The organism is Gluconobacter sp. DsW_058 (genome assembly GCF_002153615.1).
Lineage (GTDB): Bacteria > Pseudomonadota > Alphaproteobacteria > Acetobacterales > Acetobacteraceae > Gluconobacter > Gluconobacter cerinus.
In genome coordinates, this window is sequence record NZ_JOPH01000003.1 from 24,546 (window position 1) to 44,983 (window position 20,438).

Annotated in this window: 20 protein-coding genes; 7 read left to right on the top strand and 13 right to left on the bottom strand. The window is 56.8% G+C overall.

From position 1 onward, the window contains the following. Positions 1–43 precede the first annotated feature (43 nt). From HK24_RS02460 to HK24_RS02470, 3 genes are read left to right on the top strand one after another with little or no spacing between them, the layout of a single operon-like run. On the top strand, positions 44–655 hold the full coding sequence (locus tag HK24_RS02460) for a YjbE family putative metal transport protein (protein WP_086633180.1): 612 nt from the start codon (positions 44–46) through the stop codon (positions 653–655). Continuing rightward, a complete protein-coding gene (locus HK24_RS02465) occupies positions 636–2,510 on the top strand; it encodes a lytic transglycosylase domain-containing protein (protein WP_086633181.1) in 1,875 nt (624 codons plus the stop codon). Before HK24_RS02460 ends, HK24_RS02465 begins: the two co-directional genes overlap by 20 nt. Then, complete coding sequence (locus HK24_RS02470) at positions 2,497–2,982, top strand: CinA family protein (protein WP_086633182.1); 486 nt, start codon at positions 2,497–2,499, stop codon at positions 2,980–2,982. Before HK24_RS02465 ends, HK24_RS02470 begins: the two co-directional genes overlap by 14 nt. 60 nt (positions 2,983–3,042) lie before the next feature. Here the strand turns inward: HK24_RS02470 and HK24_RS02475 are convergent, their stop codons facing one another. The 12 genes from HK24_RS02475 to HK24_RS02530 all read right to left on the bottom strand — a co-directional run bounded on the left by HK24_RS02475 (position 3,043) and on the right by HK24_RS02530 (position 16,166). Then, entirely contained in the window at positions 3,043–3,363 is a 321-nt protein-coding gene (locus tag HK24_RS02475; RefSeq protein ID WP_086633183.1) for a hypothetical protein, read from the bottom strand. 94 nt (positions 3,364–3,457) lie between these two features. Further along, positions 3,458–3,928 (bottom strand): type II toxin-antitoxin system RatA family toxin, encoded by a 471-nt coding sequence (locus HK24_RS02480; RefSeq protein ID WP_086633184.1) that lies wholly within the window; start codon positions 3,926–3,928, stop codon positions 3,458–3,460. Continuing rightward, positions 3,928–4,896 (bottom strand): lipoyl synthase, encoded by a 969-nt coding sequence (gene lipA, locus HK24_RS02485; RefSeq protein WP_086633185.1) that lies wholly within the window; start codon positions 4,894–4,896, stop codon positions 3,928–3,930. Before lipA ends, HK24_RS02480 begins: the two co-directional genes overlap by 1 nt. A 5-nt stretch (positions 4,897–4,901) precedes the next feature. Further along, entirely contained in the window at positions 4,902–6,308 is a 1,407-nt protein-coding gene (gene lpdA, locus HK24_RS02490) for a dihydrolipoyl dehydrogenase (RefSeq protein ID WP_086633186.1), read from the bottom strand. Positions 6,309–6,311: 3 nt separating this feature from the next. Further along, positions 6,312–7,544: a pyruvate dehydrogenase complex dihydrolipoamide acetyltransferase gene (locus HK24_RS02495; RefSeq protein ID WP_086633187.1), complete on the bottom strand. Its 1,233-nt coding sequence runs from the start codon at positions 7,542–7,544 to the stop codon at positions 6,312–6,314. A gap of 6 nt (positions 7,545–7,550) precedes the next feature. After that, positions 7,551–8,918 carry a pyruvate dehydrogenase complex E1 component subunit beta gene (locus HK24_RS02500; protein ID WP_086633188.1) on the bottom strand — a complete coding sequence of 456 codons (1,368 nt, stop codon included), beginning with the start codon at positions 8,916–8,918 and terminating at the stop codon, positions 7,551–7,553. A gap of 5 nt (positions 8,919–8,923) precedes the next feature. Next, entirely contained in the window at positions 8,924–9,928 is a 1,005-nt protein-coding gene (gene pdhA / locus HK24_RS02505) for a pyruvate dehydrogenase (acetyl-transferring) E1 component subunit alpha (RefSeq protein WP_086633189.1), read from the bottom strand. Positions 9,929–10,094: 166 nt separating this feature from the next. Then, positions 10,095–11,018 (bottom strand): indole-3-glycerol phosphate synthase TrpC, encoded by a 924-nt coding sequence (gene trpC / locus HK24_RS02510; protein WP_046901656.1) that lies wholly within the window; start codon positions 11,016–11,018, stop codon positions 10,095–10,097. Continuing rightward, a complete protein-coding gene (gene trpD, locus HK24_RS02515; protein ID WP_086633190.1) occupies positions 11,015–12,106 on the bottom strand; it encodes an anthranilate phosphoribosyltransferase in 1,092 nt (363 codons plus the stop codon). The genes trpC and trpD overlap by 4 nt, the downstream gene beginning before the upstream one ends. Next, positions 12,103–12,699: an aminodeoxychorismate/anthranilate synthase component II gene (locus HK24_RS02520; protein WP_086633191.1), complete on the bottom strand. Its 597-nt coding sequence runs from the start codon at positions 12,697–12,699 to the stop codon at positions 12,103–12,105. The genes trpD and HK24_RS02520 overlap by 4 nt, the downstream gene beginning before the upstream one ends. A gap of 48 nt (positions 12,700–12,747) precedes the next feature. Beyond that, positions 12,748–14,160 (bottom strand): anthranilate synthase component I, encoded by a 1,413-nt coding sequence (trpE, locus tag HK24_RS02525; RefSeq protein ID WP_086633192.1) that lies wholly within the window; start codon positions 14,158–14,160, stop codon positions 12,748–12,750. Next, complete coding sequence (locus HK24_RS02530; protein ID WP_233125980.1) at positions 14,160–16,166, bottom strand: peptidylprolyl isomerase; 2,007 nt, start codon at positions 16,164–16,166, stop codon at positions 14,160–14,162. The genes trpE and HK24_RS02530 overlap by 1 nt, the downstream gene beginning before the upstream one ends. 54 nt (positions 16,167–16,220) lie before the next feature. Between HK24_RS02530 and tpiA the strand changes: the two genes are divergently transcribed. From tpiA to kdsA, 4 genes are all read left to right on the top strand, one after another. Beyond that, positions 16,221–17,015 (top strand): triose-phosphate isomerase, encoded by a 795-nt coding sequence (gene tpiA, locus HK24_RS02535; RefSeq protein WP_086633194.1) that lies wholly within the window; start codon positions 16,221–16,223, stop codon positions 17,013–17,015. Continuing rightward, positions 17,012–17,362 carry a preprotein translocase subunit SecG gene (gene secG / locus HK24_RS02540; RefSeq protein ID WP_061510564.1) on the top strand — a complete coding sequence of 117 codons (351 nt, stop codon included), beginning with the start codon at positions 17,012–17,014 and terminating at the stop codon, positions 17,360–17,362. The genes tpiA and secG overlap by 4 nt, the downstream gene beginning before the upstream one ends. 62 nt (positions 17,363–17,424) lie before the next feature. Then, positions 17,425–19,056 (top strand): CTP synthase, encoded by a 1,632-nt coding sequence (locus tag HK24_RS02545; protein WP_046901663.1) that lies wholly within the window; start codon positions 17,425–17,427, stop codon positions 19,054–19,056. Further along, positions 19,053–19,877: a 3-deoxy-8-phosphooctulonate synthase gene (gene kdsA, locus HK24_RS02550; RefSeq protein WP_086633195.1), complete on the top strand. Its 825-nt coding sequence runs from the start codon at positions 19,053–19,055 to the stop codon at positions 19,875–19,877. The genes HK24_RS02545 and kdsA overlap by 4 nt, the downstream gene beginning before the upstream one ends. Here kdsA and HK24_RS02555 read toward each other — a convergent pair. Then, positions 19,865–20,350 (bottom strand): DUF3429 domain-containing protein, encoded by a 486-nt coding sequence (locus HK24_RS02555; RefSeq protein WP_086633196.1) that lies wholly within the window; start codon positions 20,348–20,350, stop codon positions 19,865–19,867. The two genes, kdsA and HK24_RS02555, sit on opposite strands and share 13 nt — an antisense overlap. Positions 20,351–20,438: the final 88 nt, after the last annotated feature.

Sequence of the window (20,438 nt, forward strand, 5' to 3'; positions counted from 1 at the left end):
TTAGACCAAATACGAGGATATTGCACGGACCCCTTTTGGAAGAATGACAACCTTGCTCCCTGATACTTTCGTTCACGGCCTGTTTGCGCTGGCACAGGTCACCCTCATTGATATCACGCTCGCGGGAGACAACGCTGTTGTCATCGGGATGGCGGTTCGTAGCCTTCAGGGGCGAAAGAGGCGTCTGGCCATTCTGATCGGCACAGCGTTTGCGGCTGTCCTGCGAATTGGACTGGCACTGGTTGCAGCCCGTCTTCTGGCTATTGTGGGCCTGACGCTTGCAGGCGGCTGTCTGCTGCTCTGGGTCTGCTGGAAAATGTATCGGGAACTCCGGCACAGTGATGCGGACGTGGAGGTTGACGCCCCTTCCCGTCTTGGGCCTGCCATTCTCAAGATTGTCATTGCCGATCTTTCCATGAGTCTGGACAATGTCCTTGCTGTCGCAGGTGCTGCTGTTGGTCATCCATGGATTCTCATGGGCGGCCTTGCGTTCTCTGTGTTGCTGATGGGCGTTGCCGCGTCGTTCATTGCCGGGCTTCTGGCCCGTTACAGCTGGATCGCATGGTGTGGTCTGTTTGTCGTTCTGGTTGTGGCGATTGAGCTTATCATCCGCGGCGGAGGAGAAATCTGGCATCATGTTGTGCTGCCGAACTGATCGACCACTTCTGCTGGCTGCTGCCCTGTTTCTTGGGGCGGCAGCTCCTTTGCCCTCTACACCCTCGGTTCAAAACCGATTGGCTCAGTGGCTGTCACTTGTCGCGCCTTTAGCCACAGACCGACCTGCGGACGACTATGCCGCCTTTCTTCTGCAGACCCCGGTCTGGCCACAACGCGCCAAAATTCTGTGGCGATATCAGAATGCCCTTACGCATACGTCTGATCCTGAAGCTTTAAACCGTCTCTGCCCGGCTCTTCCCCTGACACTCGTCTCGGCGTTCCTGAACTGTCAGGATCATCTCCCCAGTGCAGTGAATGAAGTGCGCAGGCTTTGGATTTCCGGTGCAGGAACTGTTCAGGAAGAAGGTGCTCTTCTGGCGCGATATGCCACTGTTTTCAGTGCGGATGATCAGTGGCAGCGTTATGCTACTCTTGAAGCCAAGGGGCAGATTTCAGCCGCTGGACGTCAGATCCCTCGCTTGCCGCCCGAGCGTCAGGCTCTTGCACGCGCGAGACTCGCTGAACGATCCGTCTCCCCTGATGCCGACAGCGCATTTGAGGCTCTATCTCCTGCGGAGCGTGCAGATCCCATTTTAATTCGTTATCGCCTGCGGGCTCTCCGGCGCGGAGACCGCCTGGATGAAGCTTTGGCGCTCTGGAATGATGCGGGTTCACGCTTGCAAGCTGCGGCTCCTTCTCATGAGTGGTCCAGTGAAAGAGCAAGTCTGGCTCGCGCCCTACTCCTCGCAGGTCGTGTGCAGGACGCTTACGCCCTAGCGCAGGACACAACACTGCCGCTCACCGAAATCGACCGTCAGGAAGCACAAAATCTTTCGGGCTTTATTGCTCTTCGGCTATTAAACTCTCCCGACCAAGCGGAGGAATTTTTCAGGCCGCTCCAGCAGGCTTCCTCACTCGCGATGCAGGCTCGAGGCTGGTACTGGACTGCGCGCGCCCGCCTGGCCGCAGGGCATTCAGGAGACGCGCAGGACGCATTTGAGCGTGCGACACGTTTTCCCACGACGTTCCATGGCCAGCTTGCTCAGGCAGCGCTTTCCGGGGAGCAGTCTTTTATTTTGGCCGGGACGACGTCTCAGGAATTCGATAGTGCGCTCCAGCAAAGCTTGCACTCTCTTCCAACGGTGGCATCAGGAGACTTGCAGCGACAGGATCTCGTCGAGGCGGCCACCGACCTGATGCAGTCAGGAGATCAGGAACACGCTAAAGACTTCCTCCTGCTTCTTCTGATCGCTAATCCGACGCCGCAAGGTCAGAAAGCTGTGGCAGACCTTGGCTCACGCCTTAATGTTCCTGCCGCTGAAGTCTTTGCCGCTCATGCCTTGTCACGAAAAGGCGTTGCCCTTTATCCGCAGGGTTTCCCTAATCCATGGCCGGAAGCATCGACTGTCCCAGATGGTTTGCTTCCAGCCGTCATCAGGCAGGAAAGCGGGTTCGATTCTGCTGCCATCAGCGGGGCTCATGCCATAGGACTGCTTCAGATCTTACCCGGGGCCGCGACGGATGTTGTGCGACGGGCCCATCTGGGGGGCATGAATGTCTCCGCAGCGGCCTTGCTGGATCCTCAGACCAATCTGACCGTAGGGAATGCTTACGTATCCCAGTTGCTCGCGCGCTTTGATAACGTCATTCCCTATGCCTTGGCTGCTTATAATGCTGGGCCGCATCGGGTGGATCTGTGGCTCAAAGCAAATCCACCTGCCGATCCTTTATCTGAAGATGGCATTCTCGATTGGATCGAGCGTCTACCTTATCGGGAAACGCGAATGTACATCGAAAATATCGAAGCTAACATGATGGTTTATCGAGTGAGCGCTTCCAATGTCGGAAACTGATTTTCGATCACTTTGTGAACAAGTGCTTGCGCATTTGGCGGTAAGAAACCTGCGTCTTGTGACTGTGGAAAGTTGCACGGGCGGGATGATCTGCGCGGCCCTCACCGATATTGCAGGGTCGTCCAGCGTGATCGAAGGCGGCCTTGTGACCTATTCCAATGCCCTGAAAAGCAGTGCTGTTGGCGTTCCGGCAGACACTCTTGTTCGATACGGCGCAGTCAGTGAAGAGACGGCACGAGCCATGGCGGAGGGCGCACTGTGGCATGCCGCGGATGCGACAGTAGCGGCTTCTGTCACAGGAATAGCAGGACCAGACGGGGGAAGTGCTGAGAAACCTTTGGGAACTGTTTGCTTCGGGCTGGCTGTTTTTCCAGGAAAGGCAATTTCAGAGCGACATGTTTTTTCGGGAGATCGAACTGCAGTTAGAAAGGTTACGGTAAGACATGCTCTTGAAATGATCCTGAAGGCCTGAACAAAAAAGCCCCCACCGATCTGGTGAGGGCCTTTATGCCAAACCGTGCCGACTGACGATTTACTGACCGTCAGTCGGGGCCGTTGCTGGCATTGTTGATGCCGCTGGCGGTACGGTTGGGACCGGCGCCGTAGGAACAACCGCGGACGTCGGCGCCGTTGCAACCGGAAGCGGAGCTGCTGGAGCCTGTGCCTGAACTGGCGTCTGAGCCTGCTGGAGCGAGCGGGCGTTCAGGGCGTCTGTTGCAGACGCTTCATCAGACTTCTGCATGTGCGAAGAAGACTTTTTGCCATGGTGATGTCCATGGTGTTCGGCCATAGCCGGAGAAGCAGCAGCAATCAAAGCCGAGAAGGCAAATGCGCCGAAGGTAAATTTCTTCATTGCGTAATCCTTTCATGACACCATTCGGTGCTTGGGGCTCAAAACGCCACACGCGCCAAATGGTTCATGACGTATTACGAATTCTTTCCTGTGCTCAGGAAAGTCCCGGCTGCGGAGTACGGGATTGTGGCGTCTGTACGCCATAGATATCACGAGCCCGCTTGATGAAGGCTGAGACCATCAGACGAACGCCTTCATTGAAAACAACACCCATCGCATTCTGAAGCAGACGGGACCGGAACTCGAAGTCCACAAAGAAATCCACCAGGCAACCACGAGGATCAGGTGTGAATGTCCAGACGTTATTCAGATACCGGAAAGGCCCTTTTTCATAGCGGACGCGGATACGCGAAGGGCATTCCAAGGTCACACGGCTCGTAAAGGTCTCACGGAACGGACCGAACCCGATTGTCAGGTCAGCTACCAGTTCATGCTCCGTCTTGGATTTGATAGTCGCTTTGACGCACCATGGCAGAAACTGCGGATATCTCTCCACATCTGCGACCAGATCAAAAAGTTGCTCCGGCGTGTAGGCAATCAACCGTTGCTCGGCATGTGTCGGCATCAGGGACTTTCTTTCAGACGGCTGTTTCGCGCAGCCTGCAGCTTCGCGAAGTCACTGTCCGCATGATAGGAGGATCGTGTCAGAGGGCTGGCACTGACCTGGAGAAATCCTTTGGAACGGGCAGCCGCAGCATAGCCGTCAAATTCTTCCGGGGTAACAAACTTTTCGACCGATGCATGCTTTACGCTCGGCTGAAGGTACTGTCCCAACGTCAGAAAATCGACGTCAGCGACCCTGAAATCATCCATGACCTGCCATACTTCCATCTTCTCCTCACCAAGGCCAAGCATCAGGCCGGACTTGGTGAAAATGGATGGATCAAGCCTCTTCACACCGTCCAGCAGACGAAGGGACTGATAGTATCGCGCACCCGGACGAATAGTGGGATAGAGACGTGGCACAGTCTCGATATTGTGATTGAAAACGTCCGGTCTAGCTTCCACGACAACCTCTAGAGCGCCCGGCTTCCTCAGGAAGTCAGGAGTCAGGATTTCGATTGTAGTGCTCGCTGAAGCCGTCCGGATGGCTTTGATCACATTGGCAAAATGGCGCGCCCCGCCATCCGCAAGATCATCACGGTCCACCGATGTAATCACAACGTGCTTGAGGCCGAGCTTTGCTACAGCTTCTGCAACCCTGCGAGGCTCGTCCTCGTCCAGCGCCTTGGGCAGGCCGGTTGTGACGTTGCAGAACGCGCAGGCGCGCGTGCAGATCTCTCCCATGATCATCATGGTGGCATGACGCTGAGACCAGCATTCCCCGATATTCGGGCAAGCAGCCTCTTCGCACACCGTAACCAGATTCGCTTCCCGCATCAGAGCTCGCGTCTCGTGATAGACGGGATGATTGGGCGCTTTGACCCTGATCCAGGACGGCTTGCGCTGGATCGGGTTATCGGGGCGATGCGCTTTCTCCGGATGACGGGGAGAAGGCGCTGACCGATGATCAATGGTGATGCGCTGGGACATGATGCTCAGATATGGAGCGGGCCATCGAAGGCCGCCAGAGTCGCTTCATGCATTGTCTCGGAGATTGTCGGATGCGGGAAAACCGTCTCGATCAGTTCTGCTTCCGTCAGCTCACTGGTCCGGGCGATAACATAACCCTGGATCATTTCTGTGACTTCGGCACCGATCATATGAGCACCAAGAAGCTCTCCGGTGGTCGCGTCAAACACGGTTTTGACCATGCCTTCCGTCTCACCCATCGCTACGGCCTTGCCATTCGCCATGAACGGGAAGCGACCGACGCGGACCTTGTGACCAGAGGCAATAGCCTTCTCTTCGCTCAGACCTACGGAAGCAATCTGGGGACGAGAGTAAGTGCAGCCCGGAATGTTCAGCGCATGCAGAGGCTGTGGGGAGCGACCGGCAATCTTCTCGACGCAGAGAATGCCTTCATGGCTTGCCTTGTGAGCAAGCCATGGAGCGCCTGCCACGTCCCCGATAGCATAAATGCCCGGCTCTGCCGTGCGGCAGAAGCCGTCCGTGATGATATGAGTACGATCGACTTGAACCTTGGTTCCCTCGAGGCCCAGATCTTCAACATTTCCAACAATACCAACAGCGCAGATCACGCGATCCACGGTCAGATCAACCGTGCCAGACGCACTTTCAATCGTGGTGGAGACGTCGTTTTCGCCCTTCTGCAGCGCTCCAACCTTTGCGCCGGTGATGATTTTCATCCCCTGCTTCTCAAAGGCTTTGCGGGCAGCGGCGCTGATTTCAGGATCTTCGGCAATCAGAATGCGATCCGCAACTTCAGCAATTGTGACGTCGCTACCCATGTTGCGGTAGAAAGACGCAAATTCAATGCCAATAGCTCCAGAGCCAATGACCAGAAGACGCTTCGGCAGTTCTGCCGGAGTCATGGCCTCACGCGCACCCCAGATCAACTTTCCGTCCGTCTCAAGACCTGGAAGCTGACGACCGCGCGCCCCTGTTGCCAGGATCACGTTGGGCGACTTGATGACTGCGACTTCAGCGCCGTCTTTGGTGATGGAAACCTTATGTGCTTCCCCTGCCCGTCCAGCCAGTTTTGCACGACCGTCAAAGGTCGTGACCTTGGCCTTCTTCAGCAGGTGAGCAATTCCGCCGCCCATACGGCGTGCAATGCCGCGGGACCGGGCGACAATCTTCGGAAGATCAAAGGAAACATTTTCGGCCGAGAAGCCGAACGTGTTCAGATCATGCAGAAGATGATGAATTTCCGAGGAGCGCAGGAGCGCCTTGGTGGGGATGCAGCCCCAGTTGAGGCAGATACCACCAAAATGCGTGCTCTCCACGATGGCAACGCTCATGCCAAGCTGGCTGGCTCGGAGTGCTGCAACGTAACCGCCAGGACCGCCACCAACAACGATCAGATCGAAAGTATCGGACATGGATCAGACCACCAGAGTGTAAGGGTTCTGTACGATGTCGCGCAGGGCGTTCAGCCACTGTGCGCCAAGTGCGCCATCAACGGCACGATGATCAACAGAAAGTGTCGCCGTCATGACGGTTGCAATTGCAAGCTGGTCTCCACGAACCACGGCACGTTTCTCGCCCGACGCAATAGCCAGGATACCAGCCTGCGGCGGATTGATGATCGCGGCAAAATCGCGGACGCCGAACATCCCCATGTTGGAGATCGAGAATGTCCCGCCTTGGAATTCCTCCGGCTTCAGCTTGCCTGCGCGGGCACGCTTGGCCAGATCTTTGGCTTCGCGACTGATTTCGCGCAGGGACTTCTGGTCCGCATTCCGAATAATTGGCGTTATAAGGCCATCTGGAATGGATACAGCCATCGAGATGTCCACATTATCGAAATGCAGCGTCTCTGAATCTGTAAACTGGACGTTCAGACCCTGCACCTTCTTGAGTGCCAGCCCTACGGCCTTGATCATCATGTCGTTTACAGAGAGCTTGAAGCTATTGTCTTCAGCCGTCGCGTTCAGTTTGGAACGAAGCGCAAGCAGAGCATCAAGTTCGATGTCCACAGATACATAAAAATGCGGCACCTGCGTTTTTGATTCCGTCAGGCGTCGCGCGATGACTTTACGCATCGTGGAATTCGGAACGCGCGTTACGGTACCCTCGTTAGCAACGGGTGCCGCGGACGTAGCTTTGGGCGCAGTTTTAGCCGGCTGGCCGCCCTTCTCTACATCGCGCTTTAGAATACGACCGTTTGGTCCCGTTCCGTTGAGCGACGCGAGAGCAATTCCGCGCTCTTTTGCCATACGCTTTGCAAGCGGAGAAACAAAAATACGCTCAGAACTCTCTGCCATAACTGCTGCCTTGGTGACTGGCGCAGGTGGATTTACGGAAGCAGCAGGCGCATCAACCGGAGCTACTGAAGCGGGTGCCTGTGCTGAAGATGCTGCTGGAACATCTTCGCCGTCTTCGACAAGAATGGCGATAGGTGTGTTAACAGCGACACCTTCCGCGCCTTCCTGAACGAGGATACGGCCAAGAATTCCTTCATCTACCGCTTCAACTTCCATCGTGGCCTTGTCGGTCTCGATTTCAGCGATCACGTCTCCGGCAGAGACCGTGTCTCCTTCGTTTTTAAGCCAGCGGACCAGCTTGCCCTCAGTCATTGTCGGCGACAGGGCCGGCATCAGAATATCGATTGCCATTGTCGGTCAGTCCCCGAACTGCTTGCGGACCGCTTCCACAACCCACTCGGGTTTCGGAAGTGCCAGTTTTTCAAGATTGGACGCGTAGGGCAGCGGCAGGTCAAGCCCGCAGACGCGCGCTGGAGGAGCATCGAGCCAGTCAAAAGCCTGCTCAACGGCGACCGTGCAGATTTCTGCGCCGATCCCCGCAACCGGCCAGCCTTCTTCAACGGAAACAATCCGGCTCGTCTTCTTGACGCTCTTGATGATCGTTTCAGTATCAAGGGGCCGCAGCGTACGAAGGTTGATGACTTCGGCTTCAATGCCCTCTTCTGCCAGCTTTGCAGCGGCATCGAGCGCAACGCCAACCATGATCGAGAACGCAACCAGGGTCACGTCTTTACCTTCACGCTCGATCTTGGCCTTCCCGATCGGCAGGATGAAGTCTTCATCCGTAGGGCATGGGAATTTCTGGCCGTACAGGATCTCGTTTTCCAGTACGACTACCGGGTTCGGATCCCGAATAGCCGCGCGCAGAAGACCCTTCGCATCCGCGGCGGACCACGGAGCAACGACCTTCAGGCCGGGAATATGAGCATACCAGCTTGCAAAGCACTGGGAGTGCTGAGCGCCGACGCGTGCCGCGGCACCATTCGGGCCACGGAAAACGATCGGGCAGCCCATCTGTCCACCGGACATATAAAGCGTCTTGGCTGCAGAATTAATAATATGATCAATGGCTTGCAGCGAGAAGTTCATTGTCATGAACTCAACGATAGGCTTCAGGCCCGTCAGAGCCGCGCCGACCGCCATGCCAGTAAAGCCGTGCTCGGTGATTGGCATGTCAATCACACGCTTCTCACCAAACTCATCCAGCAGACCCTGGCTGATCTTGTAAGCGCCCTGATACTGGGCAACTTCCTCACCCATCAGGAAGACGTCTTCGTCACGGCGCAACTCTGCAGCCATCGCGTCCCGAAGAGCCTCGCGAACCGTAATGTTTTTCGTTTCGCCCCAGTCTTTCTCGTCGTCAGCCTGCTTGATAGCCGGAGCCTCGACAATGGCAGGTGCGGATGGAGTTTCGATAGCAACTGATGCGCCAACAGTTGGATCCGCTGAACGCGTCACGTTTTCGGCAGCGGCTACGTCTTCGCCATCTTCAAGAAGGACAGCAATAGGCGTGTTGACAGCTACGCTCTCGCTGCCCTCGGGCACGAGAACCTTCCCGAACACACCGTCATCAACGGCTTCGACTTCCATCGTGGCCTTGTCGGTTTCAATCTCGGCGATCACATCGCCAGACTTCACTACATCGCCAGGCTGACGAAGCCAGCGTGCAATTGTACCTTCGGTCATGGTCGGCGACAGGGCCGGCATCAGAATCAGAGATGCCATGGAAATCAGGCCTCCACCAAAATGTCAGTCCAGAGTTCGGAAGGATCCGGCTCAGGACAGGTCTGTGCAAATTCAACAGCGTCCGCCACGACGGCTTTCACTTCGGTTTCAATGTCCTTGAAGATGCTTTCCTCGATGCCGTTGCGCAGCATTTCAGCCTTCAGGGTTTCAATCGGATCACGTGTCCGACGCATTTCTTCAACTTCAGCACGATCACGGTATTTGGCCGGATCAGACATGGAGTGCCCGCGGTAACGGTAGGTTTCCATTTCCAGCAGGAAAGGTCCCTTCCCGGAGCGGCAGTGTTCCATGGCTTCCTGCGCAGCCTGGTGGACGGCAAAAATGTCCATACCATCGACCTTGCGGCTCGCGATGCCCCAAGGCTCAGCATTACGAGAAAGGTCTTTGGAGGCAGAGGCACGCTCAATGGACGTGCCCATGCCGTATCTGTTGTTCTCGATGACGTAGATGCAGGGAAGTTTGTGCAACGCTGCGAGATTAAAGCTCTCGTAGACCTGTCCCTGAGCTGATGCGCCTTCGCCAAAATAGACGATGGAGACTTCGTCCGTGCCCCGATACATGTTGGCAAAGGCCAAGCCTGTGCCTAGAGCGACCTGCGCACCGACGATGCCATGGCCGCCGTAGAATTCTTTTTCGCGGGAGAACATGTGCATGGAGCCACCCTTGCCGCGTGAATAGCCGCCTGCACGCCCGGTGAGCTCTGCCATCACGCCGCGGGGTGTCATGCCGGCCACGAGCATTTGACCATGGTCACGGTACGAGGTGATGGATTTATCACCCTGCTTCATGTTCAGACCGATGCCGGCCACAACCGCTTCCTGCCCGATGTAAAGATGGCAGAAGCCGCCAATCAGGCCCATTCCGTAAAGCTGGCCAGCTTTTTCCTCAAAACGTCGGATAAGAAGCATGTCCTTGTAGGCTTGCTTCATTGTTTCCGGCGAAAGGGCCGGACCATTGCTCCGGTAGGAAGCGGACGTTGTCTCGCCCATGGCAGGTCTCCTGCAAATGCACAAATCTGGGGAAGCTCTTACCGTCACTCGACCCGGAAGGCCAGAGTGGCCCCAGTTACATCTCCGAAAGGAAAAGCAGGAGGGCGTGAGCTCAATGCGGAATGACAAGGCTGAGAGGGGAAGATCGCCCTCTCAGCAAGAAAAATTAGACGAAACCTAAAAGACGGCGCGCAGCCTGGCCTGGATCTTCTTCACGAAGAAGGCTTTCTCCGACAAGCACGGCACTCGCGCCGACTTCTCCGACTTTCAATAGATCATCCTGGGTTTTAATGCCGCTCTCAGACACAACCAGCCGGTCAGGTGGGACCATAGGGGCCAGATCAAGCGTTGTCTGAATGTCTGTCTTCAGGGTGCGGAGGTTTCGGTTGTTGATGCCGATCAAAGACGTGTCGAGCGCCAGAGCCCGGTTCAGTTCGTCAGCATCATGCACTTCAACCAGCACATCCATGTCCAGGCCACGTGCAATTCCAATGAGTTCGGATGCCTGCGTTTCTGTCAGGGCGGCCATAATCAGAAGGATGCAATCCGCCCCAATCAGACGACTCTCGTGGACCTGCCAGGGATCAAGAATGAAGTCCTTGCGCAGGATTGGAAGGCTGCAGGCCTCGCGAACGGCACGGATATCATCTGTGCTGCCGTGGAAACATGATCCTTCCGTCAGAACGGACAGGCACGTTGCACCAGCAGCCTGGTAAGACAGCGCAATTTCAACAGGATTGAAATTTGGGCGGAGCACACCAGCGGATGGAGACGCCTTCTTGATTTCCGCGATCAGTCCAACCTGTCGGTCTGCTGTCAGATGCTGAAGAGCTTGACCGAAGCCTCGTGTCGGCGCCGTGACTTCACGCGCGCGCAGCGTGATCTCCTTGAGAGACATGATCTGTGAACGCTGTTCTACATCCACCCGTGTGCGGGCGCAGATGCGAGCAAGAACGTCGCTGCGATCGGTTGTCTCGACGGCGGGATCCTTGATGGGCGGCGTGGTCGTCTCCGGAACTTCCGGGTCAGGAAACTGCTCTACCCCTTCAGGTGCATAGGTCATCGCGGGTCGCTGATGCATGAAGGTCATGATAGTCCTGCGTTTGTTTTTATAAGGGTGGAATTTGTCATGGCCGCTCTGTCCAGAGCTGCGCGCGCGGAGCCATCGTCGATGGCACTCGCTGCCAGAGCTACATTGTTACGAAAAGCCTGCGCGTCAATTGTGCCGTTCTGCACGACGCTACCTCGGCCTGCCACATGCAGGGCAGCTGCAGCATTCAGAAGTACAGTATCACGATACGGGCCGGGAGCGCCATTGAAGAGCGCGCGCAGTGCGACGGCGTTCTCTTGAGCATTTCCGCCGCGAACAGCAGAGATCGGCGTTTTGACCATTCCCGCCATCTCGGGCTCGAATGAAAGGGAGAGAACTTTCGCATCTTCAAGGCAGGCAATCTGAGCTGGGCCTGCCAGCGTTAGTTCATCGCTGCCGCCCTCATCTGTGGTTCCGTGAAGAGCCCAGACATGCGTGCTGCCAAGATTGGCCAAAGTCCGGACGACAGGTTCGCACCACCGGGCATCAAAAACACCGATAAGCTGGCGTTGAACCTGCGCAGGATTGCATAGAGGGCCAAGCAGATTGAAGAGAGTTCTGAAGCTAAGAGCTTTCCGGATCGGTGCGGCATGACGCATCGCGGGATGATGAAAAGGCGCGGCCAGAAAGGCCAGATTGTTTTCACGTAGCCGATGGGACTGAAGCGTCAGGTCATCGGTCGGGGGGATGCCCAAAACTTCCAGTACATCCGTGGCGCCGGAGCGGGATGAAAGTGCCCGGTTGCCATGTTTGGCCACAGGAACGCCGAGGCCTGCCAGAACGAATGCAACCGCAGTGGAGACATTGAGCGTCCCTAGCCCATCTCCGCCCGTTCCGCAGACATCCAGGGTGTTATCAGGCACATCAGGCAAGGTCGTCATATATCGTCGGACGGCCTGAACTGCGCCTGTGAGCTCCGCCTCTGTTTCACCGCGAACTTTGAGAGCTGTCAGGAATGCGGCGAGTAAGGGAGCGTCTACGGAGCCGGCCATGATGGCGGAAAATGCGGCATCAGCTTCGTGCGATGCCAGAGATTTGCCATCAGCAACCTTGCGAAGAACGGCTGCAAAATCTGTCTTTCCTGTCATGCCGCTTCAGTAGCTTTGTGCTGAATACCGGCAATAGTCAGAAAATTGGAAAGAAGTTCACGGCCTGCAACCGATGCAATGCTTTCAGGGTGAAACTGTACACCGTGAATGTCGTAGTCCCGATGGCGAATGCCCATGATCACGCCATCTTCCGTAGAAGCGTTGACGATCAGTTCGGGAGGAATGGTCGTGGGATCAAGCGTCAGGCTATGATAGCGCACGACGTTTACGGGGTTTGGTAAGCCTGCAAAAACACCCGTCCCGTCATGATTTACAGGGCTGATCTTTCCGTGCATCGGCACGGGCGCACGAACGACAGTAGCGCCAAAAACCTGACCGATGGCCTGATGTCCAAGGCATACGCCAAACACGGGAAACTTTCCGGCTGCTGCCCGGATCAGCTCGCAGCAGATCCCCGCACCATCTGGTGCACAAGGACCTGGCGAAATCACAATGGCAGACGGGTTGAGCGCAAGTGCTTCGTCCACGCTCAGCGCGTCATTTCGTCTCACATCACATTCAACACCCAGTGCGCCCAGATGGTGGACGATGTTGAAGGTGAAGCTGTCGTAGTTGTCGATGAGCAGGATCATGGCAACAGGATGGCCTTCACGTTTCGTTACGTCAAATGCAACATTGTTTCAGGATTTTGCTGCGTTGGAGACAGCAACTTCGGCCGCTCTGAAAAGAGCCCTCGCCTTGACCTGTGTTTCACGAAATTCGGAGTTGGGATCGCTGTCCGCGACCACCCCGCAGCCGGCCTGAACATACATCTGGCCATTTTTGAGAACGGCCATACGGAGCCCGATGCAGGTATCCATTTCCCCGTCCGCTCCGAAATATCCGACGCATCCCGAGTATGGCCCCCGACGGGTCGGTTCCAACTCATCAATGATCTGCATGGCGCGGATTTTTGGAGCTCCGGTCAGGGTTCCTGCCGGGAATGCCGCGACGAGGGCATCCATGGCCGTTTTGCCTGCTTTGATTTGCCCGGTAACGGTTGAAGAGATGTGCATCACATGGCTGTAACGCTCGATCACGAACTGATCCGGCACTTCCACTGTGCCAAGTTCGGAAACACGCCCGACATCGTTGCGGCCCAGATCAATGAGCATCAGATGTTCAGCCAGCTCTTTCTTGTCGGCGAGCAGTTCTCTCTCAAGTGCCAGATCATGCTCCCGATCCGTTCCACGAGGACGTGTCCCGGCTAGCGGACGAACCGTGACTTCCCCTTCCCTCAAACGAACAAGAATTTCGGGGGAAGATCCGACCAGCGCGTAATCTTCCAGCTCCATCAGGAACAGGAACGGCGCCGGATTGACGCGGCGCAGGCTGCGATAGAGGGCAAGCGGCGAAAGTGGAAAGGGTGTCGTAAACCGTTGGCTCGGGACAATCTGGAAGGCATCTCCAGCCGCGATGTAATCCTGTGCCTTGCGGACGTTCGCTTCAAACTGCTCCTGCGTCATATTGCAGGACGGCGGTGCCAACTCACTTCCCGCTGGAAGTGTTTCGCTGGCATTTTCCAGTGGAGCAGCAAGGGCTTCACGCGCGCGATCCAGAAGCGCATGGCCTTCTGCTCCCGTCATTGAGCCCCGGATAGGCACTGCAAGGGTCAGCTCATCACGCACGGAGTCAAAGACCGCGAAGAGCTGCGGACGGATCATGATCCCTTCCGGCAGGTCCAGATCGTTGATGGGCGCATTTGGCAGAAATTCCATCTGCCGCACCATGTCGTATCCCAGAACGCCAAAGACCCCGCCGATCATGGGAGGCATATCGACTGGCAGCGTCATCTGGCTCTGGTCGATAATGTCCTTCAGGGTCTCCAGCGGGTTCCCCTCCAAGGGTGTCCCGTCCAGAACCGCTTCACCGTTGCGGCACTTCCAGACCAGATCAGGCAGAAGTGCAATCACGGAATATCGACCACGTGCGGCTCCCCCCTCCACACTCTCCAGAAGCATCCGATACGGATCATCAGAGAGGCGTGACAATCGGAGGTAGGCTGAGACGGGCGTTAAAAGATCTGCGGCTTCAATGCTGTGAACGATGCTCATCACTGCGCTCCGCCTGCGTTCCCCGGTGACGTGGACGCCACGACCTGATTGAAGAGGTTGGTGTTCAGGTGCGACACCGGCACTGTTTTTTCAAGGCTGGCGTCCAGGGCCGCAGGGATATCAGCCTGAAGAGCCTGAACGTACTGGGCCGACAGTTCCTTTTGGAGAGAGGCAGCATCTGCTTCTGCACCCGGCTTCTGTCCTGTCACGTTGACGATCCAGAACGCATCCGGCCCTTCATACATTCCTGTTGTGCCGACCTTCAGGCCGAATGCAGCACGAAGAACATTCTGAGGAAGAGACTGGTCCGGGTGGATGCGGGAAATTGTCACATCCTTGCGAAGGCTGGACGCTTCAGCCTGACCGTCGAGTGCCTTTGCAAGAGTGCTTTTCTTGGCTTCTGTAAACAGGGCTGTGGTGCGTGTATCAGCGGCATGACGCTGCTGTTCTGCTGTCCATGCCTGAACGATCTGATCCCGCACATCAGCGAACGGACGGCGTGTTCCAGGATGGACTTCGTCCACCACAACGGCAAAGGCAGATCCATCGGGGCCGTTTACAACAACTGGCTGGGCATCTTTCTTCTGAGAGAAGATATGCTGAACGATGGACTGGCGCAGGCCTGCGTCGCCCGGAATTGGTGCCGGGGTTCCGTCCTGCATCAAGCCATGGGAATCAAGCGAGCCAGCTGCTGGTACCGCACCGAGGTTGGATGGAATTTTCTCAAGCGTTGTGGAGCCTGCAATCGCGTCCTGAAACTGCTCCAGGCGCGCCTGAAGTGCTTCGGGAGCTTCCTGCTTCTGGACCTGATCGCGCAGTTCAGGCTTAGCCTGCTCGAAAGTGGTCTGATGAGGGGCGACGACATCCGTGATGTTGAAGACGACCCAGCCTGCTGCCGTTTTCGTCGGACCACTGATCTGATTGGCGGGCGCTCCAAAAGCTGCCTTGGCTAGCTCGGGGTTCGGAATGTCACTTTCGCGGACGTGCGGAAGAGCGACAGCCGCGGCATCCGGATAAGCCTTCTGGATCGCGTCCCACGCATTGGTGTTGCGCCATGCCGTAGCCGCAGCATTGGCTTTGCTCTCTTCCTGGAACGTCAGAACCTGAAGCGTGCGTGTTTCCGGCATGTTGTACGTGCGGGACTGAAAATCATACAGCTTGTGTAGAACGTCATCCGGTACTTCGATTGTCTTGGCGACGCTGTCCGCCGTCATTACGACCATCTTGGCATGACGATATTCCGTGGTGCGGAAATCCTGCGGATGATTGTCGTAATAGCGATGAAGCTGCTCGTCGGTTGGGGCCGCTGACACTGCTGTTGAAGTGAACGGAACGCGCAGAACATCCATGACGCGCTGATCTGCATCGAAGGCGAACAGACGGTTCAGAAGGGATGTTGGTGCCTGAACGGAAGCGCCCATACCCTGAAGCAGGGCACGGGAAATAATGTCCTCGCGAATCATCTGGATCAGGCGTTTTTCGGTAATGCCAATGCGGGCCAGTCGGTCATTCAGCATGCTGCGATCAAACTGACCTGCTGCATTGTGAAAAGCCGGGATTGCGAAAATTTCTTTCCGGATCAACTCATCTGGCACAACCATGCCAGCACGCTCGCCTGCAAGCTGTACCTCGTTCTGGATCACGAGATTGTGAAGAACCTGACGTGCAATCTGCTGCTTCGTGCCGTCCGGCAAATGCGATGGATCAGACAGTCCCATCTGCTGGGCTGCTGCCGGTAGCTGTGCGGAGAGTGCCCGCGCAAGGTCATCCGGCGTGATCGTTCTGTTCCCGATCGTGACGATCGTATTGGAGCTGCTCGTCCCCATATTGGAATAGACGTCTCCTACACCCCACCCGATGAAGGCCAGGAAAATCAGGATTGCGGCGGCACGGCCGGCCCAGGAGTCAACAAGGAGGTGGCGTAGGGTGGTAATCATAGGGTCAGGACGGATCCGGATGGCGGGATGGTGCGGACGGGGAAGGCCCGCTAGAACTTGCCGCACCATAATGTCGTGAGCCGCGCTTGACCAGAAGCGGACAGGCCACCCCCAGGAGGAAGCATGAATGTAACGCCGAAACTCGTCATCGGGAACTGGAAGATGAATGGCTTGCGGGAGGCGTCACGGCAACTTGCAACAGCTGTGGCCGAAGGTGCGCGTTCGTTGCCTGACGATGTACGGATGGTCATTTGCCCACCCTTCACGCAACTGGACCGTGTGGCTGAGGCACTTGAGGGCGCAGGAGCATCCATAATGCTGGGAGCGCAGGACTGTCATACTGCGGTTTCCGGGGCTCATACAGGTGATATTTCGGCTGAAATGCTCGCCGATACTGGCGCGCGTTACGTTCTCCTGGGGCATTCAGAACGTCGGCAGGCCCATGGTGAAAACGACGCCCTGATCAGGCAAAAGGTGCAGGCGGCAGAAGCTGCCGGGCTGATTCCTGTTGTCTGTATCGGGGAAACGATGGCCGAGCGGCAGGATGGTCGTGCGGCAACAGTTCTGGCCAGCCAGATTGACGGTTCTTTGACCGATAATTTTAATGGCGTGCTGGCGTATGAGCCGGTCTGGGCAATTGGAAGTGGCGTCACTCCATCCCGGGAAGAGCTTGAACGGACGCTGCTTTTGTTGCGTGGTCTGTTGCAGTCCCGTCTCAAGATGGATGACATTCGCGTGCCAATCCTGTATGGCGGCTCCGTAACACCGGCCCAGGCGCCGACTATTCTTTCCATCGGGGTGCTTGGCGGAGTGCTGGTTGGTAGTGCCAGCCTGGAGGCCAGAAGCTTCCTGCGCATTGCCGAAGCGGCATCGCTCCGTCTCTCATCCCAACCATTGTCCGGACCCTATCGTTCATGACCACTTTTCTGCTTGTCATCAATCTGCTGGTCACACTGGCCCTGATCGGTACGATCCTGATCCAGCGCAGTGAAGGCGGCGGCCTCGGCATCGGTAGCAGCCAGGGCATGGGCTCCTTCATGACTGGCCGCGGCACGGCAACGCTGCTGACGCGTGCGACATCTGTGCTTGCTGGCGTTTTCATGCTGCTCTGCCTCGTTCTGGCCCTTCTGAACCGCGGTGCTTCCTCGGGTGTCGGTGGCCATGATATCCTTGCAGATCCGCCTGCCCCGGCTGCTGCAACGACGGCTCCTGCTGCGCCTGCAACCCCTGCTGCTCCGGCTCCTGCCGAGACGCCTGCTCACTAACTGAATCGGGAAGCATCTCGACGCTTCCCCTCGCCCCCACCTTCGGTGTATGAGGAGCGCCCATGACGCGCTTCGTATTCATCACCGGCGGTGTGGTATCTTCTCTCGGCAAGGGCATCGCTTCTGCGGCTCTTGCTGCTCTCCTCCAGGCACGCGGTTACAAGGTCCGCATGCGTAAGCTGGACCCTTACCTGAACGTGGATCCGGGCACGATGAGCCCGTATCAGCATGGTGAGGTGTTCATTACTGACGACGGGGCCGAAACCGACCTCGACCTTGGTCATTATGAGCGCTTTACGGGCGTCCATGCCCGCCGTGCAGACAACACCACAACAGGTCGCATCTATTCCGATGTCATCGCCCGCGAACGTCGCGGCGACTATCTGGGCGGAACCGTTCAGGTCATCCCGCACATCACGGACGCCATCAAGGATGTCGTGGTGGCTGGGACGGAAGAATATGATTTCGTTCTGGTGGAAATTGGTGGAACGGTTGGCGACATTGAGAGCCTTCCTTTCCTTGAAGCCATTCGTCAGCTTCGCAATGATCTGGGGCACAACCAGACCATGTGTGTGCATCTGACGCTGCTGCCCTACATTCCCTCAGCCGGTGAGTTGAAGACGAAGCCGACGCAGCATTCCGTTAAGGAACTGCAGAATGTCGGCATTCAGCCGCAGGTTCTGCTCTGCCGTTCGGATCGGCCGATTCCGGAAAACGAACGCCGCAAGATCGCGAACTTCTGTAACGTCCGTTCGGAAGCGGTGATTGCAGCGCTGGACGTGGATACGATCTACGCGTGCCCGATTTCGTACCATAACGAAGGCATGGATCGCGAAGTTCTGCGTTACTTCGGTCTGCCGTTCGAAGGCTCGCCGGACCTGACGCGCTGGGAAAAGATCGTCCACGCGATTCGTGAGCCTGAGGGCGAGGTCAAGGTTGCTGTCGTCGGCAAGTACACGGCGCTTCTGGATAGCTACAAGTCGCTGGCGGAAGCCCTGCTGCATGGCGGTATCGCGAACAATGTGCGCGTCAAACTCGACTGGATCGAATCGGAAGAGTTCGAGAAGTCAGGTGATATAGCCGAGCGCCTGAAGGATGCGGATGCCATTCTGGTTCCGGGCGGTTTCGGTGAGCGTGGCGCAGAAGGCAAAATTCAGGCCGTCCGCTATGCTCGTGAAAACGGCATTCCGTTCCTTGGCATTTGCTTCGGCATGCAGATGGCCGTGATTGAATGCGCCCGTTCGCTTGCTGGCCTCACGAAAGCGTCTTCTACCGAGTTCGGCCCCACGAGTGAGCCGCTGGTTGGTCTCATGACGGAATGGGCAAACGGCAATGAGCTGATGCGCCGCCGTGAAGGCGGTGATCTTGGCGGAACGATGCGTCTTGGCGCATTCCCGGCCAAGCTGGCTGCAGGATCACGCGCCGCTGAGATCTATGGCACGACCGATATTCGGGAGCGTCACCGTCATCGCTGGGAAGTGAACCTTCACTACAAGGATCGTCTGGAAAAGACGGGTTTGCGCTTCTCTGGAATGTCTCCGGACGGCGTTCTTCCGGAAGTGGTGGAATACCCGGATCATCCTTGGTTCATCGGCGTGCAATATCATCCGGAACTGCTGTCCAAGCCGTTTGATCCGCATCCGCTTTTCGCCGGATTTATCGGGGCAGCTCGCAAGCGGGCTGAAAGCAAGTGAGCTTCCAGATTGGAAAGCTCGAGATTGGTCAGGACCGGCCCTTCACGCTGATTGCAGGACCGTGCCAGATTGAATCCCGAGATCATGCCGTGGAGATGGCAGATGCTCTCTCCACGTTATGTCGAGAGCTGGATATCGGGCTGATCTACAAGAGCAGTTATGACAAGGCGAACCGTAGTTCCGTGAATGCGGCTCGCGGTGTAGGCATGGAGATGGGGCTGGATATTCTGGCTTCTATCCGTGAACGCTTTGACGTTCCTGTTCTGACGGATGTTCACGCTGCCGAGCAATGTGCTGTCGCTGCGGAAGCGGTGGACGTGCTCCAGATCCCTGCTTTCCTGTGTCGACAAACTGATCTGCTGCTTGCCGCCGGTGAAACGGGCCGTGCCATCAATGTCAAAAAGGGTCAGTTCCTGGCGCCTTGGGATATGGCAAATGTCGCGGCTAAGCTGGCTTCAACCGGTAACGAGCGAATCATGCTCTGTGATCGTGGCACGAGCTTCGGTTACAACACGCTCGTCAGTGATATGCGCGGCCTGCCAGTTATGGCTCAGACGGGCTATCCGGTTGTTTTCGATGCCACTCACTCTGTGCAGCAACCGGGTGGCTTAGGGGCCTCCACGGGCGGACAGAGGGAGTTTGTTGAACCCCTCGCCCGTGCTGCATTGTCTATCGGTGTTGCGGCAGTTTTCATCGAGACACATCAGGACCCGGATCATGCTCCGAGTGATGGTCCAACAATGGTGCCGCTTTCAGAAATGCGGGCCTTGTTGACCCGCCTTAAAGCGTTTGACGCTTTGGCCAAATCCTACAGCGTATAATTCTGTAAAGGTGCCAGGGCTGCCATGAGGAGACTTATGACAGCCCCCACCGTCAGAACGCCCCTTAGGGGCATGTACCCCGGTGGCAGCGCGCCATTCTTCCAGGCCATTCGTTCTAACGCAAACGTTGCCAGAAAACCGATAACCTCAAGCAGGTATCCGGCGCGCAGTCCTCCAAGCAGTCCGACACACAGTGAAAGCCATGCCCAGAGTGCAGGGCAGACTCCCAGAAGGAGTCTCTGGCGGTCGCGATCTGCTGTTCCCTGAACTGTGATGATATCTGGCCGCTCCATGGCGAGGCCCCAGTGGACTGCACCGAGAAAAGACAGGATGCATGCCCCATAAGCCAGAAGAATAACGGTTAGATGCGGGAGTGGGGAGAAAAGTCCGGCGAGGAAAATCCACCCTCCAAGGGTCAGGAAAGGTATAAGTCCTGCCAAACCGAGGATCAGGGCGAGGAAAGGAAGACGCATGTCGTCGATTGACCTTGTGTTCTGATTTTGAGACGAGACGTGTGGTCCGTCCCGAACGGTTATGAGCCACCCCCGGTTCACGCATATC